This window comes from Erysipelothrix aquatica (assembly GCF_009828825.1).
In the GTDB taxonomy this organism is placed as follows: Bacteria; Bacillota_I; Bacilli_A; order Erysipelotrichales; family Erysipelotrichaceae; genus Erysipelothrix; species Erysipelothrix aquatica_A.
The window spans coordinates 324,852-337,927 of the sequence record NZ_WTTA01000002.1 but is presented as its reverse complement, the minus strand read 5'-3'; the positions used below and the strand labels follow the sequence as shown (position 1 = coordinate 337,927).

Sequence of the window (13,076 nt, the reverse complement as noted above, 5' to 3'; positions counted from 1 at the left end):
CATATTGTTTGTGAAATATGATATTCTATAAGACGTACATATACAAATTACGAAAGTGATATAATAAAAAGACCAGGGAGGTACTTATGGAGTTTACCCTACAAACATTACAGACAATTATTCAACAATTAAAAGTCGTTGCAGACTTCTTAATTATATGGGTTCTCGTGTATTACGTACTCAAAATTGTTCGTAATAACTCAAGAACAGTACAGATATTTAAAGGAATAATCCTTATTGTTGTTATGCACTTCATCGCAACGAAGATGAACCTAACAACGACTGCATCCTTATTAGGCATTGCTTTACAATATGGACTACTCGCATTCGTGGTTATTTTCCAACCGGAAATCCGCAACATGCTCGAGCGTCTTGGAAAAACATCTGTTTTCTCAACATTGCATTCACTTTCAGGAAATGAAAAAGAACGCCTTGTTGATGAACTTGTCGAAGCAACACGAATCCTGTCACAACGTAAGACAGGTGCTTTAATTACGATTGAACAAGGTCACTCACTCACAGACTATATTAAAACAGGTAAAGTTTTAAACTCAGCAGTCACAAGTGATCTTTTAACTTCGATATTTGTAACTTCAACACCACTTCATGATGGTGCGGTAATTATTCAAGGAGACCGTATCGCAGCTGCTTCTGCATACTTCCCACCAACAACGGTTGATTTACCTACAAAATATGGTGCACGTCACCGTGCTGCGATTGGTATCTCAGAAATGACAGACTCAATCACAATTGTTGTCTCAGAAGAAACGGGAACAATATCAATTGCGGAAGGCGGACGTCTTCGTGAAATGGATGAAACCAGTTTACGTGACTACTTAAACCTTGTCATCCAAAACATGGAGAAAGAAGTGAGCCATGCCGTTTCAACACGCCGTGCGCGCCGCTTAAACTTGTCAAAACTCAACATTGATCCAATTAAGATTGAAAAAATCAATGCTGATGATATCATGATTAAAGATTTTGATGAAGCGCAAGAAGATGATATGGACGTATCACGTCTCATGAATATCTTCAAACGTAAGCCTAAAGAACCAAAAGTTAAGAAGGCTTCAGAAGAAACACCTAAGGCATCAGAATCGGCAAAGAAACCAACCGAAGAAAAACCAAAGGCACCGGATGAGTCCATTCGAAAACTCTTTAAGAAACATAAAGTTGAAGACGAAGTAACAGCTACTCCAGAAACGCCTACCGAAACAGCCGTTGAAGCGCCAATCGAAACAATCGTTGAAGCGACAATCGAAGAAACGCCAACAAAAGTAAAAGCAAGCAAGAAAAAAACTTCAACAACAAAAAAAGATGATGTCGCTGTTGAAAAAACAGAAGAAACAACACTCGATGTAGCAGATGATGTTGTGAAAACAACAAAGACCAAGAGTACAAAAACTAAAAAAGTAACCGATACAAAGACTGTCGTTAAAGAAGTCAAAGAAGAGGCATCCGAAACCGTAATCCCTTCAGAAACGGAAGGAGGTAATGACAATGAGTAACAATAACAAAAAAGATGAAAAAAAGCCGCTTGATTCTTCAAAAGAAAAAGTCGAAATTGCGCAGTATATTGCTGATAAGTCGCAGAAAATTTCAAAACGAACAGAAGCATTAGCGAATGGAACAATGCGTGTTCTCCGTTGGATGAGTGATTGGTTTGACCGTTTCCTATTCAACCCACGCCACAGTAAACTTGTCGCATTTGCCGTTGCCCTTGTCGTATACCTCGGATTCAACTCCCAAGGTATTATGACGGCACCACTTGAATATACAAAACCGGATGTTGTTGTACCAGTATCTGTCACATACAATGCCGAAATGTATGAATTAAAAGGTGTTGACCAAGAAGTTAAAGTAACCTTTATTGGATCACAAAGTGATATTGGTCTGTTGAATGTTAACAGTGCCCTCAAAGTAGAACTTGACTTAAGTGGTTTAACAGAAGGAACACATCAAGTTAAATATAAAATTGATGGTGTTTCCCCACGTATTAAGACGATGATCGAACCATCCACAGCAAATGTCAAAATCATGACAAAAGAAGCTGAGAAGAAAGAACTATCATCAGACTTTATTAATATGGACAAACTCAATCCGAAATATGTATTGGGTGAACCAGAACTCGAACTTCGTGAAGTTTCAATTCGTGGATCCCGTGAAACACTGGATCAAGTAGCGTTTGTAAAAGCATTAATAGATGTAAGTGGTCAAACACAAAACTTTGAAACCGATGCACAAATCGTCGCTTATAACCAAAAAGGTGAAAAACTCGATAAAGTCGATATTATTCCTCAAACAGTTAAGGCGAAAGTAGCCGTAAACGAAACATACAAATCCGTTCCAATTCGTCCAATCTTTGAAGGTGACATGCCTGCTGGTAAAGCTGTCAGCCAATGGAAGATGGATGCGGAGTCAATTACGATTTATGCACCAAAAGAAATTCTCGATAACATCGATGAAGTTCGTGTTCCGATTCCAACTTCGGCACTGACATCCGACACCAACAAGTTGTCACAAACTGTAAGTTTACCAGCAGGTGTTCGTCATGGTACGGTAACTAAAGTTAACATTGAAGTTCAACTTGGACCCGTGGTCTCACAAAAAGTTGATAATGTAGAAATTCTCTTTACCTCGAATGTGAACGACCTGAAACCAAGTGTAAATGGACTTGATCAGGCCGTGATTTCACTCGAAGTCTTCTCAACAGAAGAAAATATTAAAGAATTCAAACGCGAAAATTTACGAGTATATATTGATTTACGCAATGCAGTCGTGGGTGACGGCCAACAATTACCTTTATTCATCGAATACAACTATCCAAAATCAGGAGTTGTTTACCGCATCGTGCCAGAAAAAGAAACAATTACAGTAGATATTATCAAGTAATACTTAGGTCATAAATGAAGGAGATTAAAATGGGAAAATATTTTGGAACAGATGGAATTCGTGGTAATGCGAATGAGAAACTCGATGTCGCGATCGCGATGAAAGTCGGAGCATATCTCGGACACCTTCATAAAGGAAAAAACATTGTTGTAGGACAAGACACACGCTTGTCCTCCACCATGTTTGCAAGTGCCATCGCAGCTGGAGCAACTTCAACTGGGGCCCATGTGTACATGTTAGGTGTATGTGCAACTCCTGCATTAGCCTATACAGTCAGTAAAGGTGATTTTGAAGGTGGTGTCATGATTTCCGCAAGCCATAACCCATTTAATGACAATGGTCTCAAGGTTTTTGCATCGAATGGTATGAAAATTCCAAACGAGTTAGAGCTAGAAATCGAATCCTACATTGATGGTGAAATTGCTATTGATGTCGCAACAGGTGCTGAGATTGGTCAAGTTATTGAGTACCATGAAGGGCTTGAAAAATACTTGAGCTACGCTGAAGGGCTTATTGACGCACGCTTTGATGGATTAAATATTGTGCTTGATCTTGCGAATGGATCTGCAACATCATCTGCCGAACGTGCATTCAAAGAATTAGGTGCAAATGTTACCGTGATGCATGGAAATCCAGACGGTATTAATATCAATACCAACTGTGGCTCAACGCATCCAGAATCTCTCATCGAAAAAGTTAAAGAACTGAACGCTGATATGGGATTTGCTTTCGATGGCGATGCTGACCGCTGTTTAGCAGTTAATGAACACGGTAAACTTGTCGATGGTGATGAAATTCTCTTTATCTTGGGACAATATCTAAGAGATAAAGGTATGCTTAAAGAGGATACTGTGGTCTCCACGGTCATGGCTAACCTTGGTTTTATGAAGTGCTGTGAAAAGATTGGACTGAACATTATCACCACGGATGTTGGAGATAAAAATGTCTTTGCTGAGATGGTCAAAAATGACTACAAACTTGGTGGCGAACAATCAGGACACATCATTCTTAAAGATTATGCAACAACCGGTGACGGCGTTTTAACTGCCCTTGTCATTGCGGAAGTTGTAGCGAAAGCCCAACAATCACTGGGAACCCTTGGTAAAGACTTTGTCCAATTTCCACAACTTCTTGAGAATCTAAAAATTGAAGATAAAAATGTTATTATGAATCATCCTGATGTCCAATCAGCAATTGAGCGTATTACAAATGAACTTGGTGATGCAGGCCGTATCTTAGTCCGCCCATCTGGAACTGAACAACTGATTCGTGTAATGGTTGAAGCAGAAACAAACGAATTGTGTAATCATTACGTGAATGATATGATGAATGTAATCAAAACTATTCAATAGAGGTGATCCTATGAAACATGTTATTAACATTGTTGAAGATGAAAAAGACTTGAATGAACTTGTAAAAAGCTATTTGGAAAATGCTGGTTACGAAGTGCGCTCGTATTTTACCTACGAAGAAGCACGTATTCATGCGCAAGATGATGATGTCCATCTGTGGATATTAGATATCATGTTGGATGACAAGAGTGGTTATGACCTCATTGAGCTCGTAAAATCTCACGATCCATCCACTCCCGTCATTTTCATGTCAGCAAGAGATAAAGAGTTTGACCGCATCATTGGGCTTGAAAAAGGAAGTGATGACTATATCACAAAACCATTCTCGCCGAAAGAACTAGTTTTAAGAGTTAATAATATAATCAAACGTGTCTATAGCCAAGATATTCAAACAGAAGTTGATGGCTATGTCATCGATGAAAAACAACGAAAAGCATCCAAAGATAACTATGAATTAGAATTAACAACCAAGGAGTTCGATCTCCTCATGCTGTTTGTCAAAAATAGAGGCGTTGCCTTTACCCGCGAACAAATCCTTGTTCACGTGTGGGAAACCAACTATTTCGGATCAGACCGTGTTGTTGATGATACACTCCGCCGTCTTCGAAAGAAGATGCCAGATCTTAATATCCAAACAATTTATGGCTTTGGATACCGACTCGGATAGTGAAAAAATTCGGGCAGTACATAAGAAAGTTATCGTTGACGCAGCAATTAGTATTGATTGTTGTTTTGACGATGACTTTCTTTTTATTCTTTATCTTTGGAACTATATCGAAGAACATGGATGTTCTCGTTGATTATCAAATATATGATGTGATTAAACTCAAACAACAAGATGTCATTTATAACTACACAAATGATATCGAAGCCCCGTACTTATTTGGCGCTCCCAATCCAAATATGATACATATTATTAGTACTCCCGATGGGAAATATCTGTCCAATGGTATGGAAACCTTGGATAAACGTTTGTTAAGACAAATCGAAATCCAAATGGACAATAATCAATATGGTGACTCTGTAAATTATATTTACTCCGATTCAAGATTGTATACAATAACCAATATCCCTTCAAAAAATGCATCAATTGCGACGATAATATCTCGGGATTATAACGATGCATTTAAAGACATGATGTTGAATAGTGTTGTTAATATCTTAATGGTATTAATTGCATTGGTATTTATGACACTCTTAATTTGGGTATCATCGATTATTCACCCCCTTAATGTAATTAGAAACTATATTGAAAAAGTGAAACGAAATGAAGATGCGACGCTGATTATTAATCGTGAGGATGAAATCGGTCAGTTAGCAGAAGTTTTGGTTGAAATGAATGATGTTATCCGACATCAAGAAAAAGTCAAAGAAGAGATGATTCAGAACATTTCTCATGATTTAAAAACACCAATTGCTACCATAAAATCATATAGTGAAGCAATCAAAGATGGTGTATATCCGTATGAAACGCTTGAAAAAAGTGTGGATGTGATTATTGAACATGCTGAACGCTTGGAGAAAAAGGTATACAACCTACTTACTTTAAATCGAATGGACTATTTAACATCTGAACAAATTGATCAAAATCACGAATTTGAAGTTAAGGAAATCATCGAGCAAGTAATTGTATCATCGAATCAATTGCGTCAAGATGTCAGTATTGTAGTTGTTGGTGATAAAAGTTTAATCTATGGATCTGAAGAGCCATGGCGTGTTGTGATTGAAAATTTATTGGATAATGCATTGCGGTATGCACAAACAGAAATCGTCATTGAAACCGATGATCATATGATTTCTGTATACAATGACGGAAGTCATATAGCAAAAGGCAAGATTGAGCAGTTATTCAAAGCATATGAAATGGGCGAAGGTGGCCAATTTGGTTTGGGCTTATCGATTGTCCACAAAGTCACATCGAATTATGGTTACCATGTATCCGCAATTAATACAGAACATGGCGTTATCTTTAAAATAGAGAGGTAGAACCTATGCAAACAAAAAATGATAAACGAATTGCGGTATTAATCGATGCCGATAATATCCCGTATAGTAACATTGGGGGTGTCTTGCGCGAAGTCGCACGTTATGGAACACCAACCATTAAAAGAATTTATGGAGACTGGACCCGTCAAACCGCATCAGGATGGAAAAGCCATTTGCTGTCGCATGCCATTACACCGATCCAACAGTATTCCTATACAACCGGTAAAAATGCAACAGATTCAGCACTGATTATCGATGCGATGGATATTCTTTATGAGGGCAATGTGGAACGCTTTTGTCTTGTATCTAGCGATTCAGACTTTACCCGTCTTGCGGTACGTTTGCGCGAGTCTGGGAAGTATGTCATCGGAATGGGTGAACAAAAGACACCGACAGCATTCATCGCATCATGCGATAAATTTGTTTATATAGAAAATATTGAAAAAGATGTTCCAGCTGTGCGTCCTTCTGTAAATGGACAACAAACAGCGGATCAAAAACTGTATGATCTTATCGCTGAATCGGTCAATGACCTCGCAGACGATAACGGATATGTCTTTATGGGGGATTTAGGAAACCACATCATCAAAAAACAACCGGATTTCGATCCTCGTAGCTTTGGTTTTCATCAGTTAACACCACTGGTTAAATCGATGAATGCATTTGAAATTGAAGAGCGACGAATTCCAGATACTAACGTGAAACATGTGTATATTCGGAACAAATAGTTTATAATACTATTTGGAAAGAGGAAGTTTATGCATAAGAAATTAGTTTTAGCGAGCCAATCCCCACGTCGTCGCGAATTGGTAACATTTTTAGGAATACCATTTAGTGTTGAATCCCCAACATCAAATGAAGACTTGAACCCAGCACTCACGATCGAACAACAAATTGAAGATTTAGCGCATCGTAAAGCAAAATCAGTATTCGAAGGATCACAGGATAATATTGTCCTAGGTTCAGATACGGTTGTCGTGCTGGATGGAAAAGTACTGGGTAAACCTAAAGACGAAGAAGACGCATGTAACATGTTACGATCGTTATCCGGTCGTACGCATGAAGTCATTACTGGCGTAGCGTTGATTTCAAGCAACCTTGAACGTGTCTTCTCGGTTAAAGCAACAGTAACGTTCTTTGATTTGAGTGACGAAGAAATTAAAAATTACGTAGCAACTAAAGATCCAATGGATAAAGCAGGTAGCTATAGTATCCAAGGACATGCAGCATTGTTTGTTGAATCTATTGTTGGTGATTATTACACCATCATGGGTCTTCCAATCTCACGTGTCTATCAAGAGTTGAAAGAAGGAAAGTGGTAAAATACCACTTTTTTTAACGTTTGTAACATCAAATAAGGTGTTCGTAACATATTGCGCCGAATCATAAAGAAAAAATCTATAATAGTTTTTGTTACCGGATATGGGGTAACGCCTTTCAATGAAGAAGAAACTGCAATAAAACTATAATGATACCGGTATACTGGTTAATGTATACAAAAAAAAGATATCTGGGCCATCAGATATCTTTTTTTGTTCATTGGAGTATTGTTATCATGGTTTCAAACTGACGTTCTTGTGCATAATCCAGTGCTGTTTTACCACTCTTGTCTCGAAGGTTCGTATCAGCACCATGATCAACAAGTAGTTGGACGATATCTTGGAAAACTTCACTTCCATCGGTAAGTGCTACAGCCTCAATAAGCGCTGTATAACCGAAGTTATTTTGAAAGTTGATATCAATATTCGGGTTTGCAACGAGTAAGCGCACGGCGTCAATATGACCTTTCTCAGCTGCAGGAATGAGTGTGTTGCCACCATACCGATTAACTACTGAAAAATCGATGTCGGCATGGCGTAACATGTAATCCAGTATCTCGGTACGCCCTTGTGCCCCAGCGTAGAGATACGCGGAATCGTGGATGGTATCTTGAAGATTCACATTCGCACCTTTATCAATTAACAGTTGCGCAATTGGAATATTATTGTTGTGGGTTGCGATAAGGATAAGCGTTTCTTGTTTTGAGTTCATAGCATTTATATCGTATGTCCCAGTGTTTAGAAGCGCTTGTAAAGTTGATAAATCAGAATCAGTAACGCTTTTCACAAGTGCTTCGTTTGATACATCAATCATCGTTGTTTCTCCTTGTGGTTGCTGTGGAGGTGTCGGGTGTCGTTGTGTATACACGACGAGTATGGCTATTAAAACAATAACTGCAGCAATGATGCTTAAGTTTCGAAATGTTTTATTCATAAGTAGACCTCCTCTCAGCCCAAGAATAGCATACAATAAAGATATTTGGAGGGAATGTGCTCATGCAAATGATTGTGAGTAAAAGCAGCTAATGTACAAGCCTAAGCAAAAATATCATGAAGTATTACTATTGTATTTTGAAAATGAAGAATGTAGCGATGAGTTAAGAATGTGTGTGCGATATGTGGCACATTCCTTGATAAGCTATGTATATCAAGCAAAATAGAGACTATTTAGCGGGCTTGTGAAACACAGAGGGAAATAATATGAAGCATAGAATGCGCAAATTTATGGTTCTACTGCTAGTTTTAGCAGTTGTATCAGGATGTACTACAGGTGGTTCAAAAAAAGTTGAATTACCTGAAGATAAATTTGAATTGGTATTTGCACTTGAAGGTGACAAAATTGAATTGCCGATGAAACTGGAAGACTTCGAAAAACTTGGCTGGAAAACAGGAGATGACTTAACATCACAAATTAAACCAGAACGTAGTGAAAGTATCTCATTTACTAAAGGGGATACAACAGTAAATACGCATGTTGGAAATCCTAGCAATAGTGTAATTACAGCTAAAGAAGGGTTTATCATGGGAGTATCGATTGAAGGTTCTTATGATTCGAAAGATAAAGCTCCAAATATCCAGCTTTCGAATGATTTAGACTTTAACTCCAAGAAGGAAGATGTTGTCGCAAAATATGGTACGCCATCAGAAAGCTATGTAGGTAAAGAAAAGGATTATGAATCATTGTCTTACAATAAAGATAAATACGGTGAGAGTGGATACCGTTTCGTTTTTATAGATTATGATGGAAAAGGCATGAGACTGGTTGAAGTTAGAGTTTCAAATGTTGAAATGGATAGTGAAGTCGTTAAGGGGATTAATGGTGAAGTTTCAAAAGATGCTCCAAAATTGCATGAGAAGTATAAGGCACCAACTGCATTGGGTGATAAATGGAACTAGTTTACAATTAAAATAAACGATACAGTCTATCAGTTACCTGCACCGCTTCCAGAATTTACAAAACATGCTTGGACACTCGTTTCAAATGATGAAACATTAGCTGCAGGTGATAGTAAATCAGGAGTAGATCTTCGTTATGATAACTATACAACACGTGCTGGAATTATGAACTATGATTCGAAAGAGAATTATTATTCAAACACATTTGTCATCTCGTTTACCTATGAGAAAGATACATCTCCATTCACATTTGAATTACCAGGCGGAATCACGCAAGCCTCAACAATTGAAGCGGTTGAAGCAGCATTTGGTAAAGGTAAAATTGATGATACATCAAGTTACCGTACACGTTTAGAATACGGTGACTATAATGCAGGTATTGAATTCTCATTCGACAAAGAAACAAAAGTAATGTCAAGAATGCGAATGACAAACGAAGTTAAAGAATTCAAATAGATTCATGAAAGCAGACTCCGGTCTGTTTTTTTTTGCGAAAATAGCACCAATTTAATATGAAAATCCTGTGAGATAACTATGGAATTTGTGTGATATTTGGAAGGTTAAGGGTCTATTAAGATTTATATAATTGGGTAGGAATGAATTTCGTTAAACATGAATGTTGCCCCTTAAACTAGACATTTAAGAACTCTCGCAGATTAAAAAAGTAGAGAAACTATTTTATAGAACGGACCCCAAAAGGGGTGGAATATGATAGAATTTACTTAATTGACTAATGGTCAATATTAAAATATAATCTAGAAAATTGGAGTGAAACTATGGCAGAACATAAATTACCGGAAGTAAGAAAGAAAGAAATTGTCGCAAAAGCCTATGATCTTTTTACAGAGTATGGTGTAGACAAAACGTCGATTACACAAATCGCGAAAGCGGTTGGAGTGGCAAAAGGGTTGTTGTATTACTACTTTAAATCCAAGGATGAGATTCTGGACGCAGTAGTTGATAGTCTGTGTGAAGAACAGGTATCGATTCTAAGTCGTCGCTTATCCAATCACGGACATAACGTCTTAGATAAAATTTTAATCTTACTCGATACTTTCTATGAAATTCATCCATACTATGGGCTAAGACCAATCCATCCCAATCAAGAAGATGCTTACTTAATTACATCATTTCACGAACGTTATCTAAAGTTTGCAGAGAAGATTGTGGAGCAAATTATTGAAGAAGGTCAGGCTCAAGGATACTTTCAGATTCAACATCCAAAACTTATGTTCGTCGTAACGCTTGAAGGAATCTATGGGTTAGCCAAAGTGTACCCTATCAGTAAACGGGAAATTACAGATCTTGTAGAGCAATCACTAGCGATACCGCATAACGCGTTATATGAACGCAGTGCAGAGGTGTTGACCAGTTTTTCATAAGAGAGGGTGAAGATTATTGAATAAAAAAATAGAAGCGATAAAAGCTGTTGAAATGTCATATCAAGAAACGATTGAAAGCCTATCCCAGGTTTATGACGACATTGTTGGCGACTACAGACATAGGGCACAAGAAGACTGTGCCAAGCAGCAGAAAGCGCAAGCTGAGGTGCAAAAACAACGCAATGCTCAAGCGGTTCACAATGCAGAGTCTCGCGGAAAGGTGCTGCATGCGGCGGCACAGGAAGCAGAGGCACAGATTTTGGCGTATTATGAAGCTAAAAAGGATATTGCGTTGAATTCAATCATAGAGGAGGTGTTTGCGTTTGGCGATTGTTAAAATGAGCGAATACAAACTCTTCGTAAATTCGGAAAATGTCGATCATATTATGAGCGAAATGCAAAAGTTCCAAACGGTAATGTTTGCAGAAAATCCAGATGTCTACGAAGGTTTCTCACACTATGAATCAACCTATGATTTCGAACGAAATCTTGAAAAACAAGAACATATTCAAACTGTATTAAAAAAAATCAAAGAACTTGATAAGAAAAATAAGAAGAAGGATCGTATGAACCAACTTGGCATCCAATCAATGTCATTGAGTGAACTCAATGCTGTTATTGAGGAACATAGTTTAGGTGCGATTACTGACTTATTTTTGGAATTTAATGAACACGATAAGAAAACCTTTAAACAATTTATCCATCACAGTCCGATTCGTAAAGGATCACTAACAACACAAGAAATCCGTAGTTTAATTCAGCAAAAACCGATTATTGGTAATGTTCCAGCGGAGAACGTATCTGCGATCCTTGATGAATTAAACCCAATTGAGTCGTTGTATTATATGCATAAATTTCAAAAAGGTGACCACTATGGTGTCTTTGTTATCATTCCATCATCTGAGAACTTTGAAAGAGTCTCAATTATTACAGAAAAATATGATATGGAATACCGATCATCCACATCACTTCATATCCAGGATATTGTCCAGAAGATGAAGTATACACTTCAAGATATTTTAGATAAACGTGAGAATGAATATGAGATTCTGACACAAGTAAGTCTTTATACTGAAATTCTCCAAGCACACTATGAAGCACTACGCAATGAATCACTTCGAGAAACTGAGAAATTGAAATTTCAAACATCATCTCATGTGACACTGATTCGTGGTTGGGTTGAAACGGAGGATGAAACCGTCTTTCGTATGATGATTGATGATGCAACGAAAGGTGCTTATGACTTAAGTCTCGAAGCGGCCCCGATTCATTCGCGCGAGGTTCCCATAAAATTAAGAAACAAACGGTTTGCACGTGCATTCGAACCCATTACAAACATGTACTCTCAACCACAATATAATGAATTAGACCCAACACCAATTCTGGCACCATTCTATGCATTTTTCTTCGGAATGATGCTTGCTGATGCTGGTTATGGTTTGGTTATGGCAATAATTCTTTCAATTGTACTCAAAAAAATAACACTTAAACCAAATGTGGAAAATATGGTTCGCCTCTTGCTGTACGTAAGTATACCGACCATGTTTTGGGGTCTAATATATGGCTCATTCTTTGGTGGTTTGATTCCACTGACACCAGTTATCGATATAAACAGTGAATACAACCGTGTGTTGATCATGGCGCTCATGTTTGGGGTTGTTCATCTATTCGTAGGATTGGGTGTAAAAGGCTATATCTATTACCGTGATTATAAAAAACGTTACATTTTATACGATGTCATTTTCTGGTACTTGACACTTTCAGGTGTGGGTATTTTTGTGACTCAACTCTTTACTGATGCCTATGTGGCATATATGGGATATGCCCAAATTGCGATGCTAATTGGGATGATTGGTATTGTCCTCACAAATGGACGTAATGCAAAATCTATCGGAGGTAAAGCAGCTGGAGGCCTCTACAGTCTGTATGGCCTTACCAATTACCTGGGTGATGTCGTTTCCTACTCTCGTTTAATGGCGTTAGGATTAGCGGGCGCATCAATTGGTGTTGCCTTTAACATGATGGTTGATATGGTCAGTGGTATGGGAATTATCGGTGTTATTGCCGGAGTCATTATCTTTATCTTCGGTCATACCTTTAACTTATTAATAAGTGGCTTGAGTTCGTATGTTCACTCAGCTCGACTTACATACGTCGAATTCTTCGGTAAATTCTTTATTGGTGGGGGAAAACCCTTTAAAAACTTTATTGAAGAACCAACATACATTAAATTAGAAAAGGAGTATTAA

13 protein-coding genes are annotated in these 13,076 nt (G+C 37.9%); 12 read left to right on the top strand and 1 reads right to left on the bottom strand.

Annotated features, from left to right (window positions below; genetic code table 11):
- The first annotated feature begins 86 nt into the window (after positions 1-86).
- The 7 genes from cdaA to GVV22_RS04840 are packed head-to-tail and all read left to right on the top strand — an operon-like array spanning position 87 to position 7,552.
- Positions 87-1,508 (top strand): diadenylate cyclase CdaA, encoded by a 1,422-nt coding sequence (cdaA, locus tag GVV22_RS04870; protein ID WP_159649016.1) that lies wholly within the window; start codon positions 87-89, stop codon positions 1,506-1,508.
- On the top strand, positions 1,501-2,892 hold the full coding sequence (locus GVV22_RS04865) for a YbbR-like domain-containing protein (RefSeq protein WP_159649015.1): 1,392 nt from the start codon (positions 1,501-1,503) through the stop codon (positions 2,890-2,892). The genes cdaA and GVV22_RS04865 overlap by 8 nt, the downstream gene beginning before the upstream one ends.
- 29 nt (positions 2,893-2,921) lie before the next feature.
- The gene (gene glmM / locus GVV22_RS04860; RefSeq protein WP_159647009.1) at positions 2,922-4,244 is read left to right on the top strand and encodes a phosphoglucosamine mutase; all 1,323 of its coding nucleotides are present in this window, start codon (positions 2,922-2,924) and stop codon (positions 4,242-4,244) included.
- 10 nt (positions 4,245-4,254) lie between these two features.
- Positions 4,255-4,911, top strand: a complete 657-nt coding sequence (locus GVV22_RS04855) for a response regulator transcription factor (RefSeq protein ID WP_159634410.1) — start codon at positions 4,255-4,257, stop codon at positions 4,909-4,911.
- A gap of 35 nt (positions 4,912-4,946) precedes the next feature.
- Positions 4,947-6,230 carry a sensor histidine kinase gene (locus GVV22_RS04850; protein WP_236261920.1) on the top strand — a complete coding sequence of 428 codons (1,284 nt, stop codon included), beginning with the start codon at positions 4,947-4,949 and terminating at the stop codon, positions 6,228-6,230.
- A gap of 5 nt (positions 6,231-6,235) precedes the next feature.
- The gene (locus GVV22_RS04845; RefSeq protein ID WP_159634407.1) at positions 6,236-6,958 is read left to right on the top strand and encodes an NYN domain-containing protein; all 723 of its coding nucleotides are present in this window, start codon (positions 6,236-6,238) and stop codon (positions 6,956-6,958) included.
- 30 nt (positions 6,959-6,988) lie between these two features.
- Positions 6,989-7,552, top strand: a complete 564-nt coding sequence (locus GVV22_RS04840; RefSeq protein ID WP_159649014.1) for a Maf family protein — start codon at positions 6,989-6,991, stop codon at positions 7,550-7,552.
- A gap of 214 nt (positions 7,553-7,766) precedes the next feature.
- Here the strand turns inward: GVV22_RS04840 and GVV22_RS04835 are convergent, their stop codons facing one another.
- On the bottom strand, positions 7,767-8,483 hold the full coding sequence (locus GVV22_RS04835; protein ID WP_159649013.1) for an ankyrin repeat domain-containing protein: 717 nt from the start codon (positions 8,481-8,483) through the stop codon (positions 7,767-7,769).
- 266 nt (positions 8,484-8,749) lie between these two features.
- Here GVV22_RS04835 and GVV22_RS04830 point away from each other — a divergent pair, with 266 nt between their 5' ends.
- The 5 genes from GVV22_RS04830 to GVV22_RS04810 all read left to right on the top strand — a co-directional run bounded on the left by GVV22_RS04830 (position 8,750) and on the right by GVV22_RS04810 (position 13,076).
- The gene (locus tag GVV22_RS04830; RefSeq protein ID WP_159649012.1) at positions 8,750-9,445 is read left to right on the top strand and encodes a hypothetical protein; all 696 of its coding nucleotides are present in this window, start codon (positions 8,750-8,752) and stop codon (positions 9,443-9,445) included.
- Positions 9,446-9,610: 165 nt separating this feature from the next.
- Positions 9,611-9,901: a hypothetical protein gene (locus GVV22_RS04825; protein WP_159649011.1), complete on the top strand. Its 291-nt coding sequence runs from the start codon at positions 9,611-9,613 to the stop codon at positions 9,899-9,901.
- A gap of 320 nt (positions 9,902-10,221) precedes the next feature.
- A complete protein-coding gene (locus GVV22_RS04820; RefSeq protein ID WP_159649010.1) occupies positions 10,222-10,827 on the top strand; it encodes a TetR/AcrR family transcriptional regulator in 606 nt (201 codons plus the stop codon).
- 16 nt (positions 10,828-10,843) lie between these two features.
- Positions 10,844-11,164, top strand: coding sequence for a hypothetical protein (locus tag GVV22_RS04815; protein ID WP_159649009.1), 321 nt, complete (start codon positions 10,844-10,846; stop codon positions 11,162-11,164).
- Positions 11,151-13,076 carry a V-type ATP synthase subunit I gene (locus tag GVV22_RS04810; protein WP_159649008.1) on the top strand — a complete coding sequence of 642 codons (1,926 nt, stop codon included), beginning with the start codon at positions 11,151-11,153 and terminating at the stop codon, positions 13,074-13,076. The genes GVV22_RS04815 and GVV22_RS04810 overlap by 14 nt, the downstream gene beginning before the upstream one ends.